This is a genomic window from Phytohabitans maris (assembly GCF_031085175.1).
Lineage (GTDB): Bacteria > Actinomycetota > Actinomycetes > Mycobacteriales > Micromonosporaceae > Phytohabitans > Phytohabitans maris.
Genome location: NZ_JAVHUY010000026.1, coordinates 74,723 through 100,834 on the forward strand (window position 1 = coordinate 74,723; position 26,112 = coordinate 100,834).

Here is a 26,112-nt window from a genome sequence, read left to right on the forward strand (position 1 = left end):
CGGGAACGCACCCCAAGAAAACGCTCCGCTGCGCTCCACGTTTCCCCGGGGGCCCCGCGCAACGGTCCGGACCACCGCGGACGTCGCGGTAGCTCGTCAATGGGTGGAAAGGTCGTCGAGGATCTCGGCGAGGCGCTTGGGCTCGCTGAGCATCGGCCAGTGGCCGGTGGGGAGCCCGCGGATCTCGCCGCCCCGGAAGGCCGCGAAGAACGGGTGCCCCTGTGCCACCATCGCCTCCACCTGCTCGACCGGGAAGATGCACGCCACCAGCGCGATCGGCAGCGCGTCGCCGGCGCCGGCGCGGTGTACGGGCTGGGTGGCGGCGCCGAGCGGGTGCGGCGTCGAGCGCTCGCGGAGGGTGGCCAGCGTGGCCTCGTCGAGGCCGGCGAGCAGCATCGGGTCGGCCGCCGCGGCCCAGTCGCGGACCGGCAGCAGGTGGCCGTCGCCGATCTCGGCGCGCAGCCGGGCCTGCTCGGCCGGCTCGTTGGTGTCGAACTGGGAGACGCCGTCGGGGAGCGGGCCGCTCTCGACGTAGACGACGCGCCTGATCCGCTCCGGGATCCGGTCGGCCGCCTGGGTGACCGGCATGCCGCCGCCCGAGTGGCCGACCAGCACCACGTCGCGCAGGTCCTCCTCCTCGATCAGCCGCACGATGTCGTCCGTGTGGGTGTCGAGGTCCGTCTCGGGCGTGGCGAGGTGCGCCTTCTCCGCGACACCGGTCAGAGTGACGGGGTGGACGCGGTGTCCCGCGGCGCGCAGCGAGGCGGCCACCTCGTCCCACGCCCAACCACCGAGCCAAAAACCAGGTACCAGCACAAATGTCGTCATGCCAGCGACGTTAGGATCGAATCCGGACGCATTCCGCCCGATTAAGGAGCGTGACCCGTGTCACATCCTGCCTCACGCGTACTGGGGATGCTGGAGCTCCTCCAGACCCACCACCGCCTCACCGGCGCCGACCTCGGCGCCCGCCTCGGGGTGGACGAGCGCACCGTGCGGCGGTACGCGGGCACGCTCGCCGACCTGGGCATCCCGGTCACGGCCAACCGCGGGCGGTATGGCGGCTACCGGCTCAGCCCCGGCTACAAGCTGCCCCCGCTCATGCTCACCGACGACGAGGCCGCCGCCGTGGTGCTCGGCCTGCTCGCCGCCGAGCAGCTCGGCCTCACCACCGAGGCACCGGCCACCGGCGTGGCGCTGGCGAAGATCGAACGGGTGCTGCCCCGCGCGCTGGCCGAGCGGCTGGGGGCGGTACGGGAGTCGCTCGGCTTCACGCTCCGCCCCCGGCAGGAGGGTTCGGCCCGGCCGGCGACCGCCACGCTCCTCGCGCTCGGCGCCGCCACCCGCGCCCGCCACCGGGTCAGCCTCACCTACCGCTCCTGGCGCGGCGGCGTCTCCCTGCGCCAGGTCGACCCGTACGGGCTGGTCTTCCACGCCGGCCGCTGGTACCTGACCGGGCACGACCACCGGCGCGGCGAGATCCGCACGTTTCGGCTGGACCGGATCAGCGCGGTCGAGGCGGGCACCGAGACGTTCGCCGTGCCCGAGGGCTTCGACGCGGTCGCGCACGTGACCCGGTCGCTCGCCGGCGTGCCGTACACGTGGGAGGTCGAGGTGCTCCTGGAGACCGACCTCGACCAGGCCCGCCGCCGCATCCCGCCGAGCGTGGCCGAGCTGACCGAGACCGAAGACGGGGTGCTGCTGCGCTGCCGCGCCAACAGCCTCGAGGGCATGGCCCAGATGCTCGCCGGCCTGGGCTGGCCGTTCACCGTGCTCCGCCCGGACGACCTGCGCCAGGTCGTGGGGGAGTACGCCAAGCACCTGGCGCAGATGGCCACCCGCCACCCGACGCACACCTCCGCCTGACCCGATCACCGACACCGCATCGTCGATGCAACTCAAGTGGCAGACGAACGTTGTCAGGTGTTGGGTTTATGACTTTGAGCGCAGTGAATCTTCCTGCACGCCTACGCTCTTTTGTCACCGACGCCCTGTTTGCACCTGCGCAAGGAGGACTCAAGTGACTGGAATAGACCCAGCACAACTGGCGCAGACCAGGGCTGCCGCGCTTGTGGCCGTAGCCGCGACGGACGCGTGGAAATGGGTTGCCGCACGGTTGACGGAGATGTGGGGCGGCTGCAGGATCTTGAGTCCGAGTGGCGAGGTCCGAGTCTCACAAGTGGTCCGAGATGTCAACAGCCCGCGTCGCTGAGGGTCTGACCCGCTCGATGACTCTCGACGCTTGGAGGAAGTCATGGATCCAGTCCAGCCGGAGCCGTCCATTCGTCAAGTGGCAGCTGCCACTGCGGAGGGATCGTCGGTCATACGCGTTGGCCGGGACGACAACGTCGGCACTTGGTTGGTCTCGTCACGGGAGATCGATCAGGAGGAGATCGATCGCGTCCGGCTGAGTTTCGCGGAGCCGGATGGCTTTACGCAGGTGCGTGCGGTCCTGCAGCGCTACTCGTTAGTGATAATTCGGGGCAAAGAGGACGTGGGGCGGCGATCGACCGCTCTGCGTCTTTTGGACGAGGTGGCGAGCGGCGGTATCCGAGAATTCTTGACCGACTGGCCTTCGCCGCGAACGGACCTGCTCCCTCATATCGATCGACCATGTCTCCTAGACCTGACGTTTGAAACTGACGTCATTCCGGAAGGCTTCGGCAGGCAGTTGGCCGATTTGGTCAGACCGATGTATGAAACAGGTGGCTGCCTGATAGTCACGGTCACGCCGGCACTGTGGACGCGGTGCGCGCAAGAGACGAAAAGGTTCACGGTCGACCTACAGATGCCTGACCCGGTTGAGGTCGTAAGAGCCCACTTGAAGGCGCACGATGCCGGCGGCGAGCGCCTGACATGGCTTGGTGTTCCGCCCTTGTCGGAGTTCATGGGGGAACTGAGGCGATGCCGCACTTCTCCGCGCGACGCCGTTGCTCTCGCCGCACGGCTCAGCGAGTTCGACGAGCACACTTCGGAAATGGTGAAGGATCTGCGGCGGCAGCTGTATCACTGGAAGGACTATCTGGACAAGAGGCTGGGTGGTGTCGGCGCGGATCGTTCTGACCGCCATACCGTGGCGCGGCGCCGGGCTGTACTGGTTGCCGCAGCTGTTCTCGACGGCTCGCCCGCCGAGGCGGTTCTGGCGTCTTCTGACGCGTTTCTAACCAAGATCGGGATTAAGGTTCCGCCTGACGAGTTCCTCGTCGGACCGGAGCTCTCCGGCATGCTGGAGGACATCGAGGAGGACAGGGCGGATAAGAAGGCAGGCACGGTTTCGATCATCAAGGTCAAGCCCGGTGTGGATGACGCGATCCTTGGCCGTATATGGCAGGAGAGGCCTCAGCTACATGGGTATCTCCTTGAATGGCTTGCGGAGATCGCGGCCGACAGAAGTCAGCCGAGCTCAACTCTTCCGCGAGTGGCAGAGGTGCTGGCGCGGCTCGCCGAACAGCAGCGGGCCTTGGCCGTGCTGGACATCATGCAGTCATGGCTAGCCGCGTCTGCCGATGTTACCAAGCACCGCCTGGCTGTCGACGTCTTGGAGCGGCTTGCAGTGAGCCGAGACATCGGTTCCGTCGTGCGCCGGCGTTTGCGCGAGTGGGCGTTGTCTCGGCGGGCAGAAGACGGCGTCCTGATTGGTGTGGCTGAGGTGTGTGCTGGTCGGCTCGGCCGATATTCGACTGACGTAGCGCTCAATCGGCTCCAACTGATTGCCCAGAGCAGGAGGGGAGTCGAGGTCGACCAGGCGGTTGTGCGCGCGATCCGTGGTGTCGCTGAGCACGATGGAAAGCGCCGGCTCGTGCTCGACCGCATCTTGGCGTGGTCGTTCGAGGAAGAGACCCGAGCCGCAGGAATGCTGGGTCTGTCAGCGCTCACCGGCCCGACCGGGGAACGCGGATCGGGTAGGGACCATCTGTTGGACGCGGCGGAGTTTCCCATGTTAAGGAAAGCGCTGGCGTCCGCCTGGTCGGTGCTGCTTGGCAGCAGTGAAACGCGTGCCTCGGCGTTCGACCTCGCGGAGGTGTGGCTGCGGCGGGCAGACGACGAGTTGGCGAGTCCGGACCTTGTCGTGGCTATCCTCGGGCCGGCCTTTCTGAAGGTCAGTAACGACGCGATCGAGGTCGCGACCTTCCTCTTCGCGCCGGTACGCCAGTCGAAGACCCGGGAAAAGCTAGGCCTTTGGCTTTTGCGCGTCGACGCCAGCGGTCCGGATGTGGACCCGCTGCAGGACGAGAGCGCCGGAAGGTGATGAGGTGGACCGGCCGCGCCGGAGGCTGGCGGAAGATCAGGTTTCGTGACGCCCTGCAGTCGGATCTTGCAGGGGTCGCCTTCCAGACGAAGTTTTGCTAGATGGCGAAATTTAGAAGGTGTCATCGACCGCTCCGTGGTCGAGGTAACCACCCAAACCACAGACCACTCGACGGGAAGACTCGCGGTCGCGGGTCGGGTCGATTTCTCCGTGGATGCCGAGAGTCGAAGACTTGCTGATCATCACTTGGCGCGACGCCGAGAAGTGCAGGTCCGCAATTGCGCAGAGCTTCAGCGCATGAGGAACGCGCGGCTCAGGCGCCAACCACGAGGACGCCAGTTGACATCGACGGAACCCTTCATCTGTTGGCGGACTTCGGCCGATGGCTCGACAGTCAAGAACGAGGCACAGACACCGTGCTTGCGGTGCTGGCGAAGCTTCTTGACCTGGTGTGCCTTGCAGACCTGCGGGACCGCGTGCGCAAGCTCCATCCCCACCTTGCCTCGGGAATGCACCCGAATGGGCCATATGGCGGGCCGGGTGATGACCATGAGGCACCCCGACGGGTCGAGGGCTAGCTGCTCGGCCTCGGACGACCAGCGTTGCGTTCGGGATGAGCGTCCCTACGACGGTCAACCCGCGCTGCACGATCTCCGTCCAGCTGCCCGGCACCGCACGGCGCGACCCGCTGGCGCTTCCGGCGCTAGCTTTCGCCCGGGTGCCACCGCCACTCGCCGGCGGGGCGTCGGGACGGCGCCGGCGACCGTAGAATCGAACGCATGAGCGTCACGCTTGATCTTCCCGACGACGTGGTCCGGCGGCTGACCGCGGAGGCCGCGCGGCGTGGCACGGAGCTGGCTGATGTCATCGCGGCCCTCGCCGCCCAGCTGCCCGCCGCCGACCGGCCGGCCCGCCACCGCCGCCTGGCCTTCGTGGGCGCAGGTGCCTCCACGTCGGGGATCACCCCCAAGATGGACGAGCTGCTGGAAGACGGCTTCGGCCAGGACTAGCGGAGTGCTTCTCGTCGACACCGGCGTCATCGTCGCCGCGACCGATCGCATGGCGACTGGGTCCGCGTCCGCGAGCTGGTCCGGCAGTACGCCGATCTCCCGCTGGGCGGCACGGACGCCAGCATGGTCGCCCTCGCCGAGCGGCTCGGGGCCGACCGCGTGGCGACGCTCGACCGGCGGCATTTCGGCGTCGTGCGGCCGAGTCACGTCTCGACCCTCTCCCTCGTGCCGTAGCCCGGCCGGGTGCCCTGGCGGTTCGGCCGGGTGGGCGGCGTGGGGGTGCGACGGTACGGCCGGGGCGGGGCTAGGCTGCTCGGCGATGGACGACGTGACCAGAATCGCTGTCGGGGGTGAGCGACCCTACGACGTGCTCGTGGGGCGAGACCTCCTGGGACAGCTGTCGCGCCTGCTCGACGGGGCCGCGCGGGCCGCGGTCCTCTACGCGCCGCCGCTCCGGTCGCACGCCGACACGATCGCCGCGGCCATCGCGGGCTCGGGGATCGAGCCGCTCGCGATCGACGTGCCGGACGCGGAGGCGGGCAAGAGCATCGACGTCGCCGCGCACTGCTGGGACCAGCTGGGGGCGGCCGGCTTCACGCGTACCGACGCGGTCGTCGGTGTCGGCGGCGGGGCGGTGACCGACCTGGCCGGCTTCGTGGCGGCGTGCTGGCTGCGCGGCGTGCGCTGGGTGCCGGTGCCGACCAGCCTGCTCGGCATGGTCGACGCGGCCGTCGGCGGCAAGACCGGCGTCAACACCGCCGCGGGCAAGAACCTGGTCGGCGCCTTCCACCCGCCGGCCGGCGTGCTCTGCGACCTCGCCCTGCTCGACACGCTGCCCCCGGTCGACCTGGTGGCCGGGCTGGCCGAGGTGGTCAAGTGCGGGTTCATCGCCGACCCGGCGATCCTCGACCTCATCGAGGCCAAGGGCGCCGACGAGGGGAGCCTGCGCGAGCTGGTCGAGCGGGCCGTCCAGGTCAAGGCCGACGTCGTCGGTGCCGACCTGCGCGAGGGCGGGGTACGCGAGGTGCTCAACTACGGGCACACACTGGCCCACGCGATCGAAAAGGTGGAGGGGTACACCTGGCGGCACGGCCACGCCGTCTCGGTCGGCCTGGTCTACGCGGCGGCGCTCGGGCGGCTCGCCGGCCGGCTCGACGGCGCGACCGCCAAGCGGCACCGCGACGTGCTCGCCGCGCTGGGGCTGCCCACCGCCTACGCCGAGGCGGCCTGGCCGGACCTGCTCGCCACCATGCGGGTCGACAAGAAGGCGCGCGGCTCGCGGCTGCGCTTCGTGGTGCTCGACGGGCTCGCCCGACCGTCCATCCTGGACGGCCCGAGCGACGAGCTGTTGCGCGCCGCGTACGACGAGGTGGCGGCGTGAGTGCGCGGAGCCGGGTGGCGAACCCGCCCGCGGACAAGGAGGTCGAGGCGTGAAGGTGTACGTCCTCAATGGACCCAACCTCGGCCGGCTCGGCACCCGCCAGGTCGACGTGTACGGGCTGACGTCGTACGCGGGGCTGGTCGAGCTCTGCGAGGGCGCCGGCAAGGAGCTCGGCCTCGACGTCGAGGTGCGGCAGACCGACGCCGAGCACGAGATGCTGGCCTGGCTCCACGCGGCCGCCGACGAGCAGGCGGCCGTGGTGCTCAACCCCGGGGCCTGGTCACATTATTCGTACGCGGTGCGGGACGCCTGCGCCCTCCTGCGCGCGCCGCTCGTCGAGGTCCACATCTCGAACATCCACGCGCGCGAGGAGTTTCGCCACCACTCCGTCGTATCCGCGGTGGCGACCGGGGTGATCTGCGGTCTCGGCGTCGACGGGTACCGGCTCGCCCTCCACCATCTGGCGCGCCGGCAGGCCGAGCAGTAGCGCCACGCAGATCCACACGTACGCGTTCGCGCCCAGGAACGCGCCCGGCGCCAGCCCGTCCCACCACAGCCACACCACGCTGCTGCAGAGCAGCACGTACGCGGCGGCCGCCCAGCGCCGGTGCCGCGAGTCGGCGAGCAGGACCAGCGCGGGCAGCACCCACACCAGGTGGTGCACCCAGGTGATCGGGCTGACCAGGCAGCCCACCACGCCGGTCAGCGCGGCGCCGGTGAGCGGGTCGACGCGGCGCACCCGGTACACCCACACGGCCATCGCGGCCGCCACCAGCAGCAGCCAGCCCAGCTTGCTCGGCTCGGTCGGGTCGAGGCGGGCCACGACGCCCTGCAGCGACTGGTTGGAGACGTACGCGAGGTTGCCGATCCGGTCGGTGTCCCACAGCGCCTCGGTCCAGAACGTGCGCGACGCGTCCGGCGCGATCGCGAGCGCCACCAGCGTCGCCGCGCCCGCGGTGGCACCGGCCACGGCGGCGGCGCGGCGCTGTCCGGAGACCAGCAGGTACAGGATGAAGATGCCGGGCGTCAGCTTGATCGCGGTGGCCAGCCCGATGCCCACCCCGGACCAGCGGGTCTGGCGCAGCAGCCGGGTGTCGGCCACGACGAGCGCGAGCAGCACGAGGTTGACCTGCCCGAAGCTGAACGTGTCGCGGACCGGCTCGAAGACCGCCACCGCGCACGCCGCCAGCCCGAACGTGAGCCCCCGGTGCCACCCCTGCCGCCGGGCGATCGGGTCGACCAGGATGCCGAGCAGCGCGGCGCCGGCGGCCGTGTTGACCACGAGGCTGAGCGCGATCGCCGGGTGCCAGGGAAGCAGCGCGAGCGGGCTGAGCACCAGCGCGGCGAACGGCGGGTAGGTGAAGCCGTAGTTCGTCGGCGGGCGCAGGTAGTCGTAGAGCTGGCCGCCGTCGCGCAGCCAGTAGTGCACGGCGCCGTGGTAGACGTTGACGTCGAAGAAGCCGCGGTGCGCGGGCACGTACGCGAGGAAGAGCGCCGTGGCGACGGCCAGCCCGGCGATCACGTACCACCGGCGGTCGAGGTCGCGGGGCCCCCGCGGAAACGCGGAGCGCAGCGGAGCGTTTTTGTGGGGTGCTTCTTTCACCGGGCGACCACCGGCGCCTGCCCGCGGGCGAGGAGCGCGGCGGCGAGGCCGGCCGCGAGCACGCACCCGGCGACCGCCTGCACCACCTGCTCCGCCCCGAACGCGAACCCGTTCGGCAGCACCACCACCGCCAGCGCCGCGCAGGCCACCGCGGCCACCCGCCGCACCCGCCCGTCCGGGGCCGCGGCGGCGAGGGGGACCAGGCCCCAGAGCAGGTACCAGGGGCGCATCGCCGGTCCGAAGAGGACGATCGCGCCGAGGCCGAGCCCCAACGCGTACACCGGGCCGAGGTCGGTGCGGCGCAGCCAGAGGACCGCGCTGACGACCACGGCCGCGGCGAGGCCGATCCAGCGCCACATGGGTACCGCGTGCGCGGTGCCCAGGATCGCGCCGGTCAGGCGGCCGAGCACGCTCATCGGCGACCAGTTTCCCGTGGAGACCGGGGTGTCGAGGGCACGGACCCACCCGTACCCGGTGCCGGCGACAGCGGTGACCACGACGGTGGTGGCCGTCGCGACGGCGGCCGCGTAGAGCATCGTGCGGACCCGGCGCCACCGCCCGGTGGCCTGCTCCGACCAGATCGCGGCCACGAAGACCAGCGCGACCGCGGCCGGGGCCTTGACCAGCGCGGCGAGGGCGACCAGCACGGCGCCGGCGGCCGGGTGGCGGGCGGCCGCCGCGGCCAGGCCGGCGACGAGGAGCCCCACCATGATCGCGTCGTTGTGCGCGCCGGCGATGAGGTGGGCCAGGACCAGGGGGTTGAGCGCGCCCAGCCACAGCGCGGCGGCCGGGTCGACGCCGCAGCGGCGGGCGAGGCCGGGCAGCGCGGCGGTCAGCAGCACCACGCCGAGCACCGCGACCAGCCGCATGCCGAGCACGCCGGCCGCCAGGTGCGCCCCGGCGGCCGCGGCCACCCCGGTCGCGACGAGCAGGAAGAACGGCCCGTACGGGGTGGGCGTGTGCTGCCAGATCGCCGGCACCTCGGCCGCCACCGGGCCGCCGTAGTAGGCCGGACCGTACTCGTACACGTCGAGGCCGGCGCCGACCATCGTGCCCTGGGCGAGGTAGCTGTAGACGTCGCGGCTGAACAGCGGCGGAGCCAGCAGCAGCGGCGCCGACCAGATCGCGAGCGTCGTCATCAGCTGCCGGGGCGTCGGCTCGTCGCGGGCTCCGTCGCGCACCAGGTGCCCGAGGCGCCACCAGGCCGCGATCAGCAAGACCAGTCCCGCGTACGCGATGACGACGCCCCACCCCGGATGGCGCCGCAGGATCGCCAGCCCGAACGGGACCTGCGCCGGCAGCGCGCCGGCCGCGAGGCCACCCGCCGCGAGGAGAACCGAGCCCCCCAGACCCAGCGCGCGGCAGTTGGTCAACACGGGTGCAGGGTGTCAGCGGATGGTGTCCTGAAGAAAGACATCGGTTGACGTCTTCGTGACGCGTTAGGGCCGGTCTCCGTCAGGGCGTGGTCTGTCCTTCGTCCGGCGTACCAGTAGACTTGGTGGGTCAATCACTCGAATGAAGATCAAGGCAGGACATGGCCACCACGAACGACCTGAAGAACGGACTGGTCCTCAACCTCGACGGCGAGCTGTGGTCCGTCGTGGAGTTCCAGCACGTCAAGCCCGGCAAGGGCGGCGCGTTCGTGCGCACCACGCTGAAGAACGTGCTCTCCGGCAAGGTGGTCGACAAGACGTTCAACGCGGGCACCAAGGTCGACACCGCGACCGTCGACAAGCGCACGATGCAGTACCTCTACGCGGATGGCGAAGACTTCGTCTTCATGGACCTGGACACGTACGACCAGATCCACGTGGCCGGCGGCACCGTCGGGGAGGCGGCCAACTACCTGCTGCCCGAGGCCGAGGCGACGGTGGCGACCCACGAGGGCGTCCCGCTCTACATCGAGCTGCCGACCAGCGTGGTGCTCGAGGTGACGTACACCGAGCCGGGCCTGCAGGGCGACCGCTCCACCGGCGGCAACAAGCCGGCGACCGTGGAGACCGGCGCGACGGTGCAGGTGCCGCTCTTCATCACCACCGGGGAAAAGATCAAGGTCGACACGCGCGACGGCCGTTACCTCGGCCGGGCGTGATGCGCTCACCCCTCGTTGGCCTTCGCGTCGCGGCGGATGCCCGTCGTGGCCTTCGTCCGGTGGGCGGTGCCCGCCGTGGCTGAGGCGCCGAAGTCGCAGATGCCGGCGCGCCGCAAGGCCCGCAAGCGCGCACTCGACGTGCTCTTCGAAGCAGACCTGCGCGACCTGCCGGTCGACCAGGTGCTCCGGGCGTACATCCAGCGGCTGGAGCAGCCCCGCCCCGAGCACCTCGGCTACGCGATCGGGCTGGTCGAGGGAGTCGCCGCCCACCTCGACCGGATCGACGAGCTGATCGCCAGCTACGCCGAGGGGTGGACGCTCGACCGCATGCCCGTGGTCGACCGCAACCTGGCCCGCATCGCGGTGTACGAGCTGCTGTACGTCGACGAGATCGACGACGCGGTCGCCATCACCGAGGCGGTCGAGCTGGCCCGGCAGATGTCGACGGACGACTCACCCCGCTTCCTCAACGGCATGCTGGCCCGCATCGCGGAGTTCACGACCCACTGACCCGCGCCGCACCCCCGCCCGCCCCGGAGCTTCGATCACAGCACATCACCCAGACTCCGAAAGCTCTCTGTTCGGGGGCTCGGGGGGTCGTGGCTCTTTCCTTGATCGGCGTCGATGGGGTTGCCGTGCGGGCGTGCGGTTTGTAGCGTCGGCGCGTGCCGCCTACCGATGAGGAGATCCGGGTCGCGATAGCGGCCCTCCGCTCCGACGCCGACGAGTGGCGCGAGTGGGTCCGCGCCCTCGCCCGAGCGTCCACTGTGGTCGACGAGCTCGACCTGTCGGTCAACGACATGTGCGCGCTCAGCGGCGTGGTCGGCCTCCCGGAGACCTATGGCGCGCTCCGCCAGCGGGCGCAGACGCTCGCGGGGCAGGGCGTGCTCCGGTTCGCCGAGGTCGCCGACGCGCTCGCTACCGCCGCCGACGGGTACGAGCGGGACGAGCGCGCCGCCGTCCACCGACTGCGCGGGGTGTGGTAGCCGGTGACCGTCCCACTGCCCCTCCCGCTGCCGGTCGACGTCGCCGGGTTCGACGCTTTGGTGGAGCGCGTGCACCGCCTCCTGCGGCGGGTGGCCGACACCGCCGACCGCCTGGTCGACAGCGCGCTGCGGGTGGCCCGCCAGCTGCCCGGGTTCCTGGGCCGGCAGGTGGTGCGGCGGCTCGAAGAGTTTGTGGCGGTGGTGCGGCGCCTGCTGGCGCTGGTCGGCCGCCTCATCGCCCCGGCCGGCAACCCGGTGCGCGTGTGGGAGACCGGGCGCCGCTGGGTGGAGGACTTCGCCGGCCCGCTGAGCGCCCAGGTCGGCAAGATCGACCCCGACCACCTGGCCGCCGGGTACGAGTGGGAGGGGCGCGCCGCCGACGCCTACCTGGACGCCGCGGCCCGCCAGCGCACCGCGCTCGGCGCCCTGCTCGCCATCGGCGGCGACCTCGACACGGCGCTGGCCCGGCTGGCGATCGGCATCTGCGGCCTCTGGGCGGCCATCGCCGCCGCCCTCTGCTCCGCCCTGATCCAGCTCATCGGCGCCGCGGTCGCCGCCGCCACCGGCGTGGGCACCCCCGCCGCCCTGATCCTCGCCACCACGAGCGTGGCGACCGCCTGCGCCGCGGTCGCGGGCGGCGCGGCCGCGCTGGCCGCCCTGGTGGAGTGGGTCAGCGACGCCATCACCACGATCCGCCACCGCCTGTCCGACCACGAGGCCTTCCCGGACGGCGCGTGGCCCGCACCGGCCTCGACCCGCTTCGACGACGCCTCGATGACCGACGGCTCGCCCTCCGACTGGACCCTGGACCGCTAGCCTCAGGCCGCCCGCCCCGTTTTGACCCCCGGCGACTCGCGCGGCGGCGCCGGGTGGCGCCGCCAAGCGCTTCGAGAGGGCTGGCTTCGGCTCTCGAGCGGACCCAAGAGAATTTGGGCTACCGCGACGTCCGTCGTGGTCCGGACCGTTGCGCGGGGCCCCCGGGGAAACGTGGAGCGCAGCGGAGCGTTTTCTTGGGGTGCGTTCCTGCGGCCTCACCCTGCGCGATCGGCGATCTCACCCCGGCCCCCGCGGGGAGCCGCCGGCCGCCTGAGGTTGTGCGTCCACGACATCTCGCCGCCTCGCCGCGGCCGGCGCCGATGTGTGTGTGCGGGAAGCTCTGGAGCTGCCCCGTTTGTGCTCCCTGGGGTGGGCATGTGTCGCGGACCCGGCAGCGGAGGCCGGGGATTTCGGCGAGCGCCAAGCGTTCCGCCGGCCGTAGCGGTGCCCGCGGGAAGGCACCCCATGAATGCGCTCCACGTTTCCCGGGGACCCCACGCATGCGGTCCACAGCTGGCGCGGCAAATCCCGTCCGAAGAAACACCGGGACGCGCCCGCCCCGACCCCTCAAGATCCGCGCAGAAACCTGGTTTCTGCTGTATCGACCCGCTTCTGAAGCAGCAGAAACCAGGTTTCTGCTGCCTCCCTGCGGGCGGGGGTGGCCGCGTCTGCCGGGTAGGTGGGCAGTGTCCCGGACATTGCCCACTCCACCATGCCGGCAGTGGGCGATGTCGGGGACTTTGCCCACTCGGGGCGACGGCGCGGAGTGTGCGCGCACCCCGGGAGGGCCCTGACGTCGATCGAGGACAACACCGCCTGCCGGCCAGCTCGGGATAGCCAGGCGGCGGTTGTCCTCGATCGGCGAGGGGAGGGGGCGATCGGTGAGGGGTGACCGGTGCGGTGCGGGGCGATCGGCGAGGGAGGGGGCGGCGGGCCGCGGAGCGAGGAGGGGTGCCGGGCGTGTGCGAGGGCGAGGGGCCAGGGGAGCGGCGTTGGGGACCCGGGGCGGGCGCGCGGCGAGGGCGGCGGGGCGAGTGGGCGCGGCGAGGCGGCGCACGACGCATACATGCGTGACGGGTGAGAGTGCGCGGGGCGGGTGGGGACGCTGGGTGAGGTTCTCTCGTGGTGAAAGAGAGAGAAGGTGGCGGGAAAGCGGAGAAGGCACGCGGTTCCTCGGAACCACGTGCCTTCGGGCTCGTGCGCGCGCCGGGGAGGAGGCGCCGCGCCGTCCGTCGTAGGGGTCGACTAGGAGGCGAAGAACGCCCGCGGGTCGGCCACCAGCACCCCGGCCTCGGTCAGGCGCTCGATGAGGCCGGAGGGCGAGATGTCGTACACGATCGCCAGCGCGCGCAGGTCGTCGGCGCGGATGGAGAGGACGCGGCCGTTGTAGTCGCCGCGCTGCTGCTGGATCGCGCGGGCGTACCGGGCGACGTAGGCGAGCTCGTCGGAGACCTCGTCGTACAGCCGCTCGAGGTCGAGCACGATCTTGTTGGTGGGCTCGTGCCGGACGCCACTGCCGTCGGGCAGCAACTCCGAGACGGGTACCCGGTAGAAGTCCGCCAGCTCGGCGAGGCGGGACACGGTGACCGCGCGGTCGCCGCGCTCGTACGAGCCGACCACGACGGCCTTCCAGCGCCCGTTCGACTTCTCCTCCACCCCCTGCAGGGACAGGCCCTGCTGCTGGCGGATGGAGCGCAGGCGGGCGCCCAAGGACTTGGCGTACTCAGAGGGCATTCCGACACTCCCAGTGCTCTGCCCGGGGTTCTCCCCAGCGATTCGCTACGGAGCGTGACGGTACGCAGATTGGGACACAGCGTCAAGTGCCCCTAAACGCATCACCGCGAGATTAGGGCATTCTTGTCCGGTTTTGCATGGGTACTGATTCGTAGGTCAGGAGTCGCTGCACGGGGCTCGCAAGGTCCACTGGTAACGTTGCGTGCGGCCACCGGCCGGCCCGTCACGACGGGTCGCGCTGGATATCGACACCCTTTAAGGCCCGTCCCGTGAGGCGGGGAAGGAGTGACCGCCAGTGGCGTTACCGCAGGCTGCCCTCGCGAAGTCCATCCTCAGTGCCGACGACGTCAAACGGATCGTCGACCGCATCGCCCACCAGATCCTGGAAAAGACCCAGGGGGCGGCGGACACGGTGCTCTTCGGCATCCCGACGCGGGGCGTGCCGCTCGCCCGCCGCCTCGCCGACCGCATCCGCACCTTCGAGGGCATCGACGTACCCGTGGGTGTGTTGGACATCACGCTCTACCGCGACGACCTTCGAAGCCAGGCGCCCCGCGCGGTCGGCCCCACCGAGGTGCCACCGGCCGGTGTGGACGGTCGCCGCGTGATCCTCGTCGACGACGTCCTCTTCTCCGGCCGCACCGTGCGGGCCGCCCTCGACGCGCTCGGCGACCTCGGCCGCCCGCGCTCGGTGCAGCTGGCGGTGCTGGTCGACCGCGGCCACCGCGAGCTGCCGATCCGCGCCGACTACGTCGGCAAGAACATCCCCACGGCGCTCAGCGAGAGCGTCAAGGTCGCGCTCGAGGAGACCGACGGCGCCGACGAGGTCAAGCTCTACGGGAGCTCGACACTGTGAGCGCGAGGAGTGAGGGAGCGGCAGCGACCGAGCCCCGCAGTCGCGAACGAAAGGTGAGCTCCCCTGTGAGCGCGAGGAGTGAGGGAGCGCCAGCGACCGAGCCCCGCAGTCGCGAACGAAAGGTAAGCAGAGCGATGAAGCACCTGCTCTCCGCCACGGACCTGGACGCCTCGACCGCCACGCTGGTCCTCGACACGGCCGCCGAGATGGCCACGCTCGCTGGCCGCGAGGTCAAGAAGCTGCCGACCCTGCGCGGCCGTACGGTGGTCAACCTCTTCTACGAGGACTCGACCCGCACCCGGATCTCGTTCGAGGCGGCCGCCAAGCGCCTCTCCGCCGATGTCATCAACTTCTCGGCCAAAGGGTCGAGCGTCTCCAAGGGGGAGAGCCTCAAGGACACCGCGCTCACCCTCCAGGCGATGGGCGCCGACGCGGTGGTGATCCGCCACCCCGCCTCGGGCGCCCCGCACCGCCTCTCCACCTGGGTGGCCGGCTCGGTGGTGAACGCCGGCGACGGCACCCACGAGCACCCGACCCAGGCGCTGCTCGACGCGTACACGATGCGCTCCCGCCTCGGCCGCCTCGCCGGCCTCTCCGTCGCGATCGTCGGGGACGTGCTGCACAGCCGGGTGGCCCGCTCGAACGTGCACCTGCTGGCCACGCTCGGCGCGAAGGTGACGCTCGTCGGCCCGCCCACACTGATCCCGCCGGACCTGCGGACCGAGGTCTCGTACGACCTCGACGCCGTCCTGCCCGACGCCGACGTGGTGATGATGCTGCGGGTCCAGCGGGAGCGGATGGCGGCGTCCTACTTCCCGAGCGCCCGCGAGTACGCCCGCCGCTACGGGCTCGACGGGCCGCGCATGCGCCGGCTGCCGGACCACGCGATCGTCATGCACCCCGGACCGATGAACCGGGGCATGGAGATCGCCCCGGAGGTCGCCGACTCGGCCCGGTCCACCATCGTCGAACAGGTCGCCAACGGGGTCTCCGTGCGGATGGCCGTCCTCTACCTGCTGCTCGGAGGCAAGTCGTGACCCAATACCTGCTCAAGGGTGCCCAACTCCCCAGCGGCGAGCGCGCCGACATCCTCGTCAAGGACGGCGTGATCGCCGAAGGCAGCGCCAAGGACGCCCAGATCATCGACGCGGACGGGCTCGTCGCGCTCCCCGGCCTGGTCGACCTCCACACCCACCTGCGCGAACCGGGCCGCGAGGACGCCGAGACGGTGGAGACCGGCTCGCGGGCGGCGGCCCTCGGCGGGTACACGGCGGTCTGCGCGATGGCCAACACCTCGCCGGTCGCCGACACGGCCGGCGTGGTGGAGCAGGTCTACCGCCTCGGCCGCGAGGCCGGGCTGGTCGACGTGCAGCCGGTCGGCGCGGTGACCGTCGGGCTGGCCGGCGAGCGGCTGGCCGAGCTCGGCGCGATGGCCACCTCCGCCGCCCAGGTGCGGATCTTCTCCGACGACGGGCACTGCGTCGCCGACCCGCGGCTGATGCGGCGGGCACTGGAGTACGTGAAGGCGTTCGACGGCGTGATCGCCCAGCACGCCGAGGAGCCCCGGCTGACCGAGGGCGCGCAGATGCACGAGGGCGAGGTCGCCACCCGACTCGGGCTCACCGGCTGGCCGGCGGTCGCCGAGGAGGCGATCATCGCCCGCGACGTGCTCCTCGCCGAGCACGTCGGCAGCCGCCTGCACGTCTGCCACGTCTCCACCGCGGGAAGCGTGGAGGTGCTGCGCCAGGCCAAGGCCCGGGGCGTGCGGGTGACCGCCGAGGTGACCCCGCACCACCTGCTCCTGACCGACGAGCGGGCGACCAGCTACGACCCGGTCTTCAAGGTCAACCCACCGCTGCGTACCCAGGCGGACGTCGAGGCGCTCCGTCAGGCGCTGCGCGAGGGCGTGATCGACGTGGTCGCCACCGACCACGCCCCGCACGCGGTGGAGGACAAGGAGTGCGAGTGGGCGTACGCCCGGCCGGGCATGCTCGGCCTGGAGACCGCGCTCTCCATCGCCGTCGACGTGCTCGGTCCGGACTGGGACCTGATCGCCGAGCGGATGTCCCGCACGCCGGCCCGGATCGCCGGGCTCGACGGGCACGGCCACGACATCAAGACCGGGGCACCGGCCAACCTCACGCTCGTCGATCCGGCCGCCCGCCGGGTGGTCGACCCGTCCGACTCGGCGAGCCGCAGCCGCAACACGCCGTACGCGGGGATGACGCTCCCCGCCCGGGTCGTCGCGACGTTCCTGCGCGGCGAGGCGACGGTGCTCGACGGAAAGGCGGTGAGGTGATGCGCAAGCCCGCCATCCTGGTACTCGAAGACGGGCGCGCGTTTCACGGCGAGGCGTACGGCGCGGAGGGGGAGACCTTCGGCGAGGCGGTCTTCACCACCGGCATGACCGGCTACCAGGAGACGCTGACCGACCCGTCGTACCACCGCCAGGTCGTCGTGCAGACCGCCCCGCACATCGGCAACACCGGCGTCAACGGCGAGGACGACGAGTCGGGGCGGATCTGGGTCGCCGGGTACGTGGTGCGCGACCCGGCCCGGATCGGCTCCAACTGGCGCGCCACCGGCGGGCTGGAGGAGCGGCTCGCCGCCGAGGGGATCGTCGGTATCTCCGGTGTGGACACCCGCGCGCTCACCCGGCACCTGCGCGAGCGGGGCGCCATGCGGGTCGGTGTCTCCACTGTGGAGACCGACCCGGTCGCGCTGCGCGAGCGGGTGCTCGCCGCACCCGAGATGGTCGGCGCCGACCTCTCCGCCGAGGTGACCACCCCGGAGGCGTACACGGTGAAAGCCGACGGCGCGCACCGGTACACGGTGGCCGCGCTGGATCTGGGCATCAAGCGCAACGTGCCGCGGCGGCTGGCCGCCCGCGGCGTCACCACCCACGTGCTGCCGGCGGCGTCCACGGTGGACGACCTGCTCGGGCTCGGCGCGGACGCGGTCTTCTTCTCGCCCGGCCCGGGCGACCCGGCGACCGCCGACCATGCGGTGGGGCTGGCCCGCGAGGTGATGCGGCGGCGGGTGCCGCTGTTCGGCATCTGCTTCGGCAGCCAGATCCTGGGGCGGGCGCTCGGCTTCGGCACCTACAAGCTGCGGTACGGCCACCGCGGCATCAACCAGCCGGTGCTCGACCGCACCACCGGCAAGGTCGAGGTCACCTCGCACAACCACGGCTTCGCCGTCGACGCTCCCCGGGAGGCCACAGTGGACACCGAGTTCGGCCGGGTCGAGGTCTCCCACGTCTGCCTCAACGACGACGTGGTCGAGGGGCTGCGGGCGCTGGACGTGCCCGCGTTCACCGTGCAGTACCACCCCGAGGCCGCGGCGGGCACCCACGACGCGGACTACCTGTTCGATAGGTTCGTGGAGTTGACCGAGAATGCCTAAGCGGACCGACCTGAAGCACGTGCTCGTGATCGGCTCCGGGCCGATCGTGATCGGGCAGGCGTGCGAGTTCGACTACTCCGGCACCCAGGCCTGCCGGGTGCTGCGCGCCGAGGGGCTGCGGGTCAGCCTGGTCAACTCCAACCCGGCGACCATCATGACCGACCCGGAGTTCGCCGACGCCACGTACGTCGAGCCGATCACCCCGGAGTTCGTCGAGCTGGTCATCGCCCGGGAGAAGCCGGACGCGCTGCTGCCCACGCTCGGCGGCCAGACCGCGCTCAACACCGCGGTCGCGCTGCACGAGTCGGGCGTGCTCGACAAGTACGGCGTGGAGCTGATCGGCGCCCGCATCGACGCGATCCGGCGCGGCGAGGACCGCCAGCTCTTCAAGGAGATCGTCGCCCGGGCCGGCGGGGAGACCCCGCGCAGCCGGGTGTGCAAGTCGATGGACGAGGTCCGTGAGACCGTCGGCGAGTTGGGCCTGCCGGTGGTGATCCGGCCGTCGTTCACGATGGGCGGGCTTGGCTCCGGCATGGCGCACACCGGCGACGACCTGGACCGGATCGCCGGCGCCGGCCTCGCCGCCTCCCCGGTGCACGAGGTGCTGATCGAGGAGAGCGTGCTCGGCTGGAAGGAGTACGAGCTGGAGCTGATGCGCGACCGCAAGGACAACGTGGTCGTGGTCTGCTCGATCGAAAACGTCGACCCGATGGGCGTGCACACCGGCGACAGCGTCACCGTCGCGCCGGCCATGACGCTCACCGACCGGGAGTACCAGCGGATGCGCGACCTCGGCATCGCGGTGCTCCGCGAGGTCGGGGTGGACACCGGTGGCTGCAACATCCAGTTCGCGGTCCACCCCGGCACCGGGCGGATCGTGGTCATCGAGATGAACCCGCGGGTCTCCCGCTCCTCCGCGCTCGCCTCCAAGGCCACCGGATTTCCGATCGCGAAGATCGCCGCGAAGCTGGCCATCGGGTACACGCTGGACGAGATCCCGAACGACGTCACCCAGGAGACGCCGGCCGCGTTCGAGCCGTCCCTCGACTACGTGGTGGTGAAGATCCCCCGGTTCGCGTTCGAGAAGTTTCCCGGCGCCGACCCCGAGCTCACCACCACGATGAAGTCGGTCGGTGAGGCGATGTCGCTGGGGCGCAACTTCACCGAGGCGCTCAACAAGGCGATGCGCTCGCTGGAGTCCAAGGCGGCGGGCTTCTGGACGGTCCCCGACCCGGACCAGGCGCTGGACCAGGCGCTGGACGCGCTCCGGACCCCGCACGACGGCCGGCTCTACACGGTCGAGCGGGCGCTGCGGCTCGGCGCGACGGTGGAGCGGGTGGCCGAGGCGACCGGCGGGATGGACCCCTGGTTTCTGGACCAGATCGCCTCGCTGGTCGAGCTGCGCGCCGAGGTCGTGGCGGCGCCGGTGCTCGACGAGGCCCTGCTGCGCCGGGCCAAGCGGGCCGGCCTCTCCGACCGGCAGCTCGCCGCGCTGCGCCCGGAGTTCGCCGGCGAGGACGGCATCCGCACGCTGCGCCACCGGCTCGGCCTGCGCCCGGTGTACAAGACGGTGGACACCTGCGCGGCCGAGTTCGCGGCGAAGACGCCGTACCACTACTCCTCGTACGACGAGGAGACCGAGGTCGCCCCCTCCGACCGGCCCAAGGTGCTGATCCTCGGCTCCGGGCCGAACAGGATCGGGCAGGGCATCGAGTTCGACTACTCCTGCGTGCACGCCGTGATGGCGCTCCGCGAGGCGGGCTACGAGACCGTGATGGTCAACTGCAACCCGGAGACCGTCTCCACCGACTACGACACCGCCGACCGGCTGTACTTCGAGCCGCTCACGTTCGAGGACGTGCTGGAGGTGTGGCACGCTGAGCACTCGTCCGGCACCGCCGCCGGCGGCCCCGGCGTGGTCGGCGTGGTCGTCCAGCTCGGCGGCCAGACCCCGCTCGGCCTCGCCCAGCGGCTCAAGGCCGCCGGGGTACCGATCGTCGGCACCAGCCCGGAGAGCATCCACCTCGCGGAGGACCGCGGCGCGTTCGGCGCGGTGCTGGCCAAGGCCGGGCTGCGGGCGCCGGCGCACGGCACGGCCACGTCGTTCGAGGAGGCCCGCGCGATCGCCGACGACATCGGGTACCCGGTGCTGGTCCGCCCCTCCTACGTGCTCGGCGGGCGCGGCATGGAGATCGTGTACGACGAGGCGACGCTCCGCGACTACATCGGCCGGGCCACGGAGATCTCCCCGGACCACCCGGTGCTGGTCGACCGCTTCCTCGACGACGCGATCGAGATCGACGTCGACGCGCTCTGCTCCTATGACGCCGCCACCGGCACGTATGAGGTCTATATCGGTGGGGTGATGGAGCACATCGAGGAGGCTGGCATCCACTCCGGCGACTCCTCCTGCGCGCTGCCGCCGATCACGCTCGCCGGCTCGCACCTGGCCCAGGTGCGCCGGTACACCGAGGAGATCGCCCGGGGCGTCGGCGTGCGCGGGCTGCTCAACGTGCAGTACGCGCTCAAGGACGACGCCCTCTACGTCCTGGAGGCCAACCCGCGCGCGTCGCGGACCGTGCCGTTCGTCTCCAAGGCCACGGCGGTACCCCTGGCGAAGGCGGCGAGCCGCATCATGCTCGGCGCCACGCTTTCCGACCTGCGCGCCGAAGGTCTGCTCCCCGCGGAGGGTGACGGCGGCACGCCGCCGGACGGGGCGCCGATCGCGGTGAAGGAGGCGGTGCTGCCGTTCAAGCGGTTCCGCACGCCCTCCGGCAAGGGCGTCGACAACCTGCTCGGCCCGGAGATGAAGTCGACCGGCGAGGTGATGGGGATCGACGTCGGCTTCGGGCAGGCGTTCGCGAAGTCGCAGGCCGGCGCGTACGGGTCGCTGCCGACCGCCGGGCGGATCCTGGTCACCGTCGCCAACCGGGACAAGCGGGCGATGGTCTTTCCGGTCAAGCGCCTCGCCGACCTCGGCTTCGAGATCGTGGCGACCGCCGGCACCGGCGAGGTGCTGCGCCGGTACGGGATCGCGGTCTCGGTCGTGCCCAAGCACTTCGAGGTCTCCCCTTCCGATCTTGAGGCTGGCCGGCGCGCGCGACTCGGCGACCAGCCGGGGGGCGCGGACGCCGTCTCGCTCATCGCCGCCGGCGAGGTCGCGCTGGTCATCAACACACCCCAAGGATCAGGAGCCAGTGCCAGATCCGACGGGTACGAGATCCGCAGCGCCGCCGTCACCGCGGACATCCCGTGCATCACCACCGTGCCCGGGGTCACCGCGGCCGTGATGGGCATCGAGGCGCTGATCCGGGGCGACATGTCGGTACGCCCGCTGCAGGAGCTGCACACCGCGCTGCGGGCCGGCTCCTGATGTACGCCCTGGCCCGGGCCGCCATGTTTCGGATCGGGGGCGGAGACGCGGAGGCGGCGCACGAGTGGACGCTGCGCCGCCTGTCCCGCCTCCCACCGGGGGTGCTGGCGCTGCTCCGCCGCCGGTACGCGGTCGCCGCGCCGGTGCGGGTCTTCGGCGTGGACTTCCCCAACCCGGTGGGGCTCGCCGCGGGCATGGACAAAAACGGACTCGCGCTGCCCGCGTGGCCCGCGCTCGGCTTCGGCTTCGTCGAGGTCGGGACGGTCACCGCGTACGCACAGCCGGGCAACCCGCGCCCCCGCCTCTTCCGGCTCCGCCAGAGCGAGGCCGTGATCAACCGGATGGGCTTCAACAACGACGGGGCGGCCACGCTGGCGTCCCGCCTCGCCGAGATCGGCCCGCTGCCGGTGCCGCTGGGCGTCTCGCTCGGCAAGTCCAAGGCCACCCCGCTGGGGGAGGCGGTGGCCGACTACCACGCCTCGTACGACCTGCTCCGCGACCACGCCTCCTACGTGGCCGTCAACGTCTCCTCGCCCAACACCCCGGGCCTGCGGTCGCTGCAGGACCGCGGGCACCTGGACGCCCTGCTGGAGGCGCTGGTCGGCGGCCCGCCGGTACTCGTGAAGATCGCCCCCGACCTGACCGAGCCGGCGATCGCCGAGCTGCTCCAGGTCTGTACCGACCGGGGCGCGGCCGGCGTGATCGCCACCAACACGACGCTCTCCCGCGACGGCGTGGCGGCCGCCGACTCGGCGCTGGCCGGTGAGGCCGGCGGGCTGTCCGGGCGGCCGCTGACCGGCAAGTCCCGCGCGGTGGTCGAATTCGTATGCCGCGAGACCGCGGGGGCGCTCCCGGTGATCGGGGTCGGCGGCATCCTCGACCCGGACGACGCCAGCCGCCTCTTCGACGCGGGCGCCAGCCTGGTGCAGCTCTACACCGGGTTCGTCTACCGGGGTCCGGCCCTGGTGCGGTCGGTCGCCCGGGCCAGCAGGGCAGTCGCCGCAGTGCCTTAGGAGGGTCAGTGAGGCCGGACGAGATCGTGGCGCTCGATCGGGCGCACGTGTGGCACCCGTACGGGCCGATGCCGGGTACCAGCGACCCCTACGTCGTGGAGAGCGCCGACGGCGTGCTGCTGCGGCTCGCGGACGGGCGGGAGCTGGTCGACGGGATGTCGTCGTGGTGGGCGGCCATCCACGGGTACCGGCATCCGGTCCTGGACGCGGCCGTCGTCGGGCAGCTCGGGCGGATGAGCCACGTGATGTTCGGCGGGCTGACCCACGAGCCGGCCGTGGCGCTGTCGCGCACGCTCGTGGACGTCACTCCCGACGGGCTGGAGCATGTGTTCCTCTGCGACTCGGGCTCGGTCGCCGTCGAGGTGGCCGTCAAGATGGCGCTCCAGTACCAGCGCTCGCGCGGGCGCCCCCACAAGCACCGGCTGGCCACCTGGCGGGGCGGGTACCACGGCGACACGTTCCACCCGATGAGCGTCTGCGACCCCGAGGGTGGCATGCACCACATGTGGACGGACGTGCTGCCGCGCCAGGTGTTCGCGCCGGCGCCGCCGGACGGCTTCGCGGCGCCGCCCGACGAGGGCTACCTGCAGGTGCTCAAGGCCGAGCTGGAGGCGCACGCCGACCAGCTCGCCGCGGTGATCGTGGAGCCGGTCGTGCAGGGGGCCGGCGGGATGCGCTTCCACAGCCCGGCGTACGTGCGGGCGCTGCGCGAGCTGACCCGGGAGTACGACGTCCTGCTGATCCTCGACGAGATCGCGACCGGCTTCGGGCGTACCGGCGCGTTTTTCGCCGCCGACCACGCCGGCGTGGCCCCGGACATCATGTGCGTGGGGAAGGCCCTGACCGGCGGCTACCTGAGCCTGGCCGCGGCCCTGTGCACGGCCGAGGTGGCCGCCGGGATCTCCCGGGGCGCGGTGCCGGTGCTGGCGCACGGCCCGACGTTCATGGGCAACCCGCTCGCCTGCGCCGTCGCCAGCGCCTCCATCGGCCTCCTGCGCGACGGGGACTGGGCGGGGGAGGTCACCAGGATCCAGGACGCGCTCCGGGCCGGCCTGGCGCCTCTGGAGGGGGCTCCCGGGGTCCTCGACGTGCGGGTGCTGGGTGCGATCGGCGTGGTCCAGCTGGACCGGCCGGTGGACCTGGCGCCGGCGACGGCCGCCGCGGTCGGCGCCGGGGTGTGGCTGCGGCCGTTCCGGGATCTGATCTACACGATGCCGCCGTACGTGGCGGACGACCGTGACGTGGCGCGGATCACCCGCGCGATCATCGCCGCCGCTCGGGCGGCCTAGGCAGGAGGGTGTTGGGGATGGAGACCTTCGGGGCGCGGCTGCGCCGGGCGATGGACGAGCGGGGGCCGCTCTGCGTGGGCGTCGACCCGCACCCCTCGCTGCTGGCCGCCTGGGGGCTGCGGGACGACCCGGACGGCCTGGCGACCTTCTGCGGGAGGGTCGTGGCGGCGGTCGAGGACCGGGTGGCGATTGTGAAGCCGCAGTCCGCGTTTTTCGAGAGGCATGGATCGCGAGGAATCGCCACCCTTGAGTCAACTATCCGACAGTTCAAAAATGCGGGCGTGCTCGTCCTGCTGGACGTCAAGCGCGGAGACATCGGTTCCACGGTCCGCGCGTACGCCGACGCGTACCTGGATCCATCCAGTCCTCTGTATGTCGATGCGATCACCGCGAGCCCGTACCTCGGAGTAGGTTCGCTCGCCCCGATGTTCGAGACGGCGGCCAAGCACGGCGGCGGCGTCTTCGTGCTCGCGCTGACGTCCAACCCCGAAGGACCGTACGTGCAACACGCTGTGGCGGCGGACGGCCGGACCGTCGCACAGTCCGTCATCGACGAGATTTCCCAGCTCAACAGGGGTGCGGAGCCGCTGGGCAGCTTCGGATTGGTGGTCGGCGCGACCGTAGGCGTGACAGGCCACGACCTGTCCGGGGTGGGCGGGCCCATGCTCGCGCCGGGTCTCGGCGCGCAGGGCGGCAGGCCAGATGATCTACGTCGGGTCTTTTCCGGGAACGTTTCGGCAGTGCTCCCGTCGTACTCTCGGGAGGTGCTCAAACATGGTCCGGACACCGCGGCCCTGCGTGCGGCCGTGGAGCGTGCGCAGACCGAGTGCCGGGTGGTGCTGGACAGCGTCGCAGGGTGATGCTGCCGTCACGATTGCGTGATCATGGCGCGCCGACGTTGCCGAAAACGTCGCTGCCCGCTAGTTTTCCCGGCGCCGGGAATCACATGCCCCTTTGGTTCCGGGCCACACCATGTTTCACAGATGCGGCGGTGGTTTCGCCGCCGCGATAGGGACCTGAGGAGAACTGGTGCCGCTCCCGTCACTGAGCCCCGAACAGCGCGCAGCCGCGCTGGAGAAGGCTGCGGAGATCCGCAAGGCCCGCGCTGAGCTGAAGGAGCAGCTCAAGCAGGGCAAGACCACCCTCGCCGCCGTGCTCGAACGTGCCGAGACCGACGACGTCGTAGGCAAACTCAAGGTCTCGGCCGTGCTTCAGGCGCTCCCGGGTATCGGCAAGATCCGAGCGACCCAGATCATGGAGAAGCTCAAGATTGCCGACAGCCGGCGCCTCCGCGGACTCGGCGAGCAGCAGCGTAAGGCGTTGCTTGGGGAGTTCGCTTCAAACTGATCCGCCGCACCGTGTAGAAACAAGCAGTGAGCATGGAAGACGACGCGCGCCCGGCGGCTCGCCTCACCGTCCTGTCCGGCCCCTCCGGAGTCGGGAAGGACAGCGTGATCGAGCTGATCCGGGCGCGCTCGCCCTGGGTCTGGCTTTCCGTGTCGGCCACGACCCGAAAGATGCGCGATTACGAAGTCGACGGCGTGCACTATTTCTTCGTCGACCGGCCGGAGTTCGAGCGGATGATCGCCACCGGCCAGTTCCTGGAGTGGGCCGAGTTCGCCGGCAACCTGTACGGCACGCCCCGCGGTCCGGTCGAGGACAAGCTCCGCTCCGGCGAGCCCGTCCTGCTGAAGATCGACCTGCAGGGCGCCCGCCAGGTGCGCGAGGCGATGCCCGACGCGCAGCTGGTCTTCCTCGCCCCGCCCAGCGTCGAGGAGCTCAAGCGGCGCCTCGTCGGCCGGGGTACGGACGACGAGGAGACCATCCGCCGCCGGCTCGAGCACGCCGATGAGGAGCTCGCCGCCGAGCGCGAGTTCGACGTGACGGTGGTCAACGACTATGTCGAGCGGGCCGCTGACGAGCTGGTAAGCTTGCTCGGTTCATCGTTTCTCGCCCCGGCGCGGCCGGGGTCGCAGAGCTAGATGATGGATGCAGAGCTAGCTGATGGACCAAGCTGACCGACTAGATAAGGATCCACGTGGGCTCCGTCGCCAATCCTGAAGGCATCACCAACCCGCCGATCGACGAGCTGCTCGAAAAGACCACGTCGAAGTACGCGCTGGTCATCTTCGCCGCCAAGCGTGCCCGCCAGGTCAACGCCTACTACAGCCAGCTCGGCGAGGGCCTGCTGGAGTACGTCGGACCCCTGGTCGAGACCACGCCTCAGGAAAAGCCGCTCTCCATCGCCATGCGCGAGATCAACGCCGGCCTGCTGACGGCCGAGCCCACCGACAACCCGTAGCCG

Annotated in this window: 23 protein-coding genes and 1 pseudogene; 20 read left to right on the forward strand and 4 right to left on the reverse strand. The window is 71.3% G+C overall.

The genetic code is table 11. The features are described 5' to 3' along the window. Positions 1 to 96 precede the first annotated feature (96 nt). The gene (locus tag RB614_RS25870; RefSeq protein WP_308715229.1) at positions 97 to 828 is read right to left on the reverse strand and encodes an alpha/beta fold hydrolase; all 732 of its coding nucleotides are present in this window, start codon (positions 826 to 828) and stop codon (positions 97 to 99) included. Positions 829 to 885: 57 nt separating this feature from the next. On the opposite strand from RB614_RS25870, the gene RB614_RS25875 reads away from it, so the two are divergent. From RB614_RS25875 to aroQ, 5 genes are all read left to right on the forward strand, one after another. Further along, the gene (locus RB614_RS25875; protein ID WP_308715230.1) at positions 886 to 1,866 is read left to right on the forward strand and encodes a helix-turn-helix transcriptional regulator; all 981 of its coding nucleotides are present in this window, start codon (positions 886 to 888) and stop codon (positions 1,864 to 1,866) included. A 388-nt stretch (positions 1,867 to 2,254) separates the two neighbouring features. Then, complete coding sequence (locus tag RB614_RS25880) at positions 2,255 to 4,249, forward strand: hypothetical protein (protein WP_308715231.1); 1,995 nt, start codon at positions 2,255 to 2,257, stop codon at positions 4,247 to 4,249. A 779-nt stretch (positions 4,250 to 5,028) separates the two neighbouring features. Next, positions 5,029 to 5,259 (forward strand): hypothetical protein, encoded by a 231-nt coding sequence (locus tag RB614_RS25885; RefSeq protein ID WP_308715232.1) that lies wholly within the window; start codon positions 5,029 to 5,031, stop codon positions 5,257 to 5,259. A gap of 319 nt (positions 5,260 to 5,578) precedes the next feature. Continuing rightward, positions 5,579 to 6,640: a 3-dehydroquinate synthase gene (aroB, locus tag RB614_RS25890; protein WP_308715233.1), complete on the forward strand. Its 1,062-nt coding sequence runs from the start codon at positions 5,579 to 5,581 to the stop codon at positions 6,638 to 6,640. A 49-nt stretch (positions 6,641 to 6,689) separates the two neighbouring features. Further along, positions 6,690 to 7,127, forward strand: coding sequence for a type II 3-dehydroquinate dehydratase (gene aroQ, locus RB614_RS25895; protein ID WP_308715234.1), 438 nt, complete (start codon positions 6,690 to 6,692; stop codon positions 7,125 to 7,127). Here the strand turns inward: aroQ and RB614_RS25900 are convergent. Then, positions 7,083 to 8,213 (reverse strand): annotated as a pseudogene (locus RB614_RS25900) (glycosyltransferase 87 family protein); the annotation flags it as partial. The gene aroQ and the pseudogene RB614_RS25900 overlap by 45 nt on opposite strands. A gap of 26 nt (positions 8,214 to 8,239) precedes the next feature. Next, positions 8,240 to 9,619 (reverse strand): polyprenol phosphomannose-dependent alpha 1,6 mannosyltransferase MptB, encoded by a 1,380-nt coding sequence (gene mptB, locus RB614_RS25905; protein ID WP_308715235.1) that lies wholly within the window; start codon positions 9,617 to 9,619, stop codon positions 8,240 to 8,242. Between the two features lie 158 nt (positions 9,620 to 9,777). Between mptB and efp the strand changes: the two genes are divergently transcribed. From efp to RB614_RS25925, 4 genes are all read left to right on the forward strand, one after another. Continuing rightward, positions 9,778 to 10,335: an elongation factor P gene (efp, locus tag RB614_RS25910; protein ID WP_308715236.1), complete on the forward strand. Its 558-nt coding sequence runs from the start codon at positions 9,778 to 9,780 to the stop codon at positions 10,333 to 10,335. Positions 10,336 to 10,434: 99 nt separating this feature from the next. Continuing rightward, a complete protein-coding gene (nusB, locus tag RB614_RS25915; protein ID WP_308715281.1) occupies positions 10,435 to 10,845 on the forward strand; it encodes a transcription antitermination factor NusB in 411 nt (136 codons plus the stop codon). 155 nt (positions 10,846 to 11,000) lie between these two features. After that, complete coding sequence (locus RB614_RS25920) at positions 11,001 to 11,321, forward strand: hypothetical protein (RefSeq protein WP_308715237.1); 321 nt, start codon at positions 11,001 to 11,003, stop codon at positions 11,319 to 11,321. Between the two features lie 3 nt (positions 11,322 to 11,324). Then, positions 11,325 to 12,137, forward strand: a complete 813-nt coding sequence (locus RB614_RS25925; RefSeq protein WP_308715238.1) for a hypothetical protein — start codon at positions 11,325 to 11,327, stop codon at positions 12,135 to 12,137. A 1,245-nt stretch (positions 12,138 to 13,382) separates the two neighbouring features. On the opposite strand, the gene bldD is transcribed toward RB614_RS25925, so the two are convergent. After that, positions 13,383 to 13,871, reverse strand: coding sequence for a transcriptional regulator BldD (bldD, locus tag RB614_RS25930; RefSeq protein ID WP_173053573.1), 489 nt, complete (start codon positions 13,869 to 13,871; stop codon positions 13,383 to 13,385). Positions 13,872 to 14,166: 295 nt separating this feature from the next. On the opposite strand from bldD, the gene pyrR reads away from it, so the two are divergent. The 11 genes from pyrR to rpoZ all read left to right on the forward strand — a co-directional run bounded on the left by pyrR (position 14,167) and on the right by rpoZ (position 26,109). Continuing rightward, positions 14,167 to 14,727: a bifunctional pyr operon transcriptional regulator/uracil phosphoribosyltransferase PyrR gene (pyrR, locus tag RB614_RS25935; protein WP_308715239.1), complete on the forward strand. Its 561-nt coding sequence runs from the start codon at positions 14,167 to 14,169 to the stop codon at positions 14,725 to 14,727. A 134-nt stretch (positions 14,728 to 14,861) separates the two neighbouring features. Beyond that, positions 14,862 to 15,764, forward strand: a complete 903-nt coding sequence (locus tag RB614_RS25940) for an aspartate carbamoyltransferase catalytic subunit (protein WP_308715240.1) — start codon at positions 14,862 to 14,864, stop codon at positions 15,762 to 15,764. Continuing rightward, complete coding sequence (locus RB614_RS25945; protein WP_308715241.1) at positions 15,761 to 17,026, forward strand: dihydroorotase; 1,266 nt, start codon at positions 15,761 to 15,763, stop codon at positions 17,024 to 17,026. Before RB614_RS25940 ends, RB614_RS25945 begins: the two co-directional genes overlap by 4 nt. Then, positions 17,023 to 18,132, forward strand: coding sequence for a glutamine-hydrolyzing carbamoyl-phosphate synthase small subunit (carA, locus tag RB614_RS25950; RefSeq protein ID WP_308715242.1), 1,110 nt, complete (start codon positions 17,023 to 17,025; stop codon positions 18,130 to 18,132). Before RB614_RS25945 ends, carA begins: the two co-directional genes overlap by 4 nt. After that, entirely contained in the window at positions 18,125 to 21,505 is a 3,381-nt protein-coding gene (gene carB / locus RB614_RS25955; RefSeq protein WP_308715243.1) for a carbamoyl-phosphate synthase large subunit, read from the forward strand. The genes carA and carB overlap by 8 nt, the downstream gene beginning before the upstream one ends. Beyond that, positions 21,505 to 22,518, forward strand: a complete 1,014-nt coding sequence (locus tag RB614_RS25960; protein ID WP_308715244.1) for a quinone-dependent dihydroorotate dehydrogenase — start codon at positions 21,505 to 21,507, stop codon at positions 22,516 to 22,518. Before carB ends, RB614_RS25960 begins: the two co-directional genes overlap by 1 nt. 8 nt (positions 22,519 to 22,526) lie before the next feature. Further along, entirely contained in the window at positions 22,527 to 23,807 is a 1,281-nt protein-coding gene (locus RB614_RS25965) for an adenosylmethionine--8-amino-7-oxononanoate transaminase (protein ID WP_308715245.1), read from the forward strand. Positions 23,808 to 23,824: 17 nt separating this feature from the next. Further along, a complete protein-coding gene (gene pyrF / locus RB614_RS25970; RefSeq protein ID WP_308715246.1) occupies positions 23,825 to 24,667 on the forward strand; it encodes an orotidine-5'-phosphate decarboxylase in 843 nt (280 codons plus the stop codon). A 169-nt stretch (positions 24,668 to 24,836) separates the two neighbouring features. Then, on the forward strand, positions 24,837 to 25,154 hold the full coding sequence (gene mihF / locus RB614_RS25975; protein ID WP_173053557.1) for an integration host factor, actinobacterial type: 318 nt from the start codon (positions 24,837 to 24,839) through the stop codon (positions 25,152 to 25,154). A 32-nt stretch (positions 25,155 to 25,186) separates the two neighbouring features. After that, positions 25,187 to 25,789, forward strand: a complete 603-nt coding sequence (gmk, locus tag RB614_RS25980) for a guanylate kinase (RefSeq protein WP_308715247.1) — start codon at positions 25,187 to 25,189, stop codon at positions 25,787 to 25,789. 56 nt (positions 25,790 to 25,845) lie between these two features. Continuing rightward, positions 25,846 to 26,109, forward strand: a complete 264-nt coding sequence (gene rpoZ, locus RB614_RS25985; RefSeq protein ID WP_173053553.1) for a DNA-directed RNA polymerase subunit omega — start codon at positions 25,846 to 25,848, stop codon at positions 26,107 to 26,109. The last annotated feature ends 3 nt before the right edge of the window (positions 26,110 to 26,112 follow it).

What these genes read in the sequence shown, in the direction of transcription:
- gmk (WP_308715247.1), top strand. Translation starts at nt 25,187, where the DNA reads ATGGAAGACGACGCGCGCCCGGCGGCTCGCCTCACCGTCCTGTCCGGC.
- pyrF (WP_308715246.1), top strand. Translation starts at nt 23,825, where the DNA reads ATGGAGACCTTCGGGGCGCGGCTGCGCCGGGCGATGGACGAGCGGGGG.
- RB614_RS25885 (WP_308715232.1), top strand. Translation starts at nt 5,029, where the DNA reads ATGAGCGTCACGCTTGATCTTCCCGACGACGTGGTCCGGCGGCTGACC.
- bldD (WP_173053573.1), bottom strand. Translation starts at nt 13,871, where the DNA reads ATGCCCTCTGAGTACGCCAAGTCCTTGGGCGCCCGCCTGCGCTCCATC.
- efp (WP_308715236.1), top strand. Translation starts at nt 9,778, where the DNA reads ATGGCCACCACGAACGACCTGAAGAACGGACTGGTCCTCAACCTCGAC.
- RB614_RS25870 (WP_308715229.1), bottom strand. Translation starts at nt 828, where the DNA reads ATGACGACATTTGTGCTGGTACCTGGTTTTTGGCTCGGTGGTTGGGCG.
- RB614_RS25880 (WP_308715231.1), top strand. Translation starts at nt 2,255, where the DNA reads ATGGATCCAGTCCAGCCGGAGCCGTCCATTCGTCAAGTGGCAGCTGCC.
- aroB (WP_308715233.1), top strand. Translation starts at nt 5,579, where the DNA reads ATGGACGACGTGACCAGAATCGCTGTCGGGGGTGAGCGACCCTACGAC.
- carB (WP_308715243.1), top strand. Translation starts at nt 18,125, where the DNA reads ATGCCTAAGCGGACCGACCTGAAGCACGTGCTCGTGATCGGCTCCGGG.
- RB614_RS25940 (WP_308715240.1), top strand. Translation starts at nt 14,862, where the DNA reads ATGAAGCACCTGCTCTCCGCCACGGACCTGGACGCCTCGACCGCCACG.
- nusB (WP_308715281.1), top strand. Translation starts at nt 10,435, where the DNA reads ATGCCGGCGCGCCGCAAGGCCCGCAAGCGCGCACTCGACGTGCTCTTC.
- RB614_RS25960 (WP_308715244.1), top strand. Translation starts at nt 21,505, where the DNA reads ATGTACGCCCTGGCCCGGGCCGCCATGTTTCGGATCGGGGGCGGAGAC.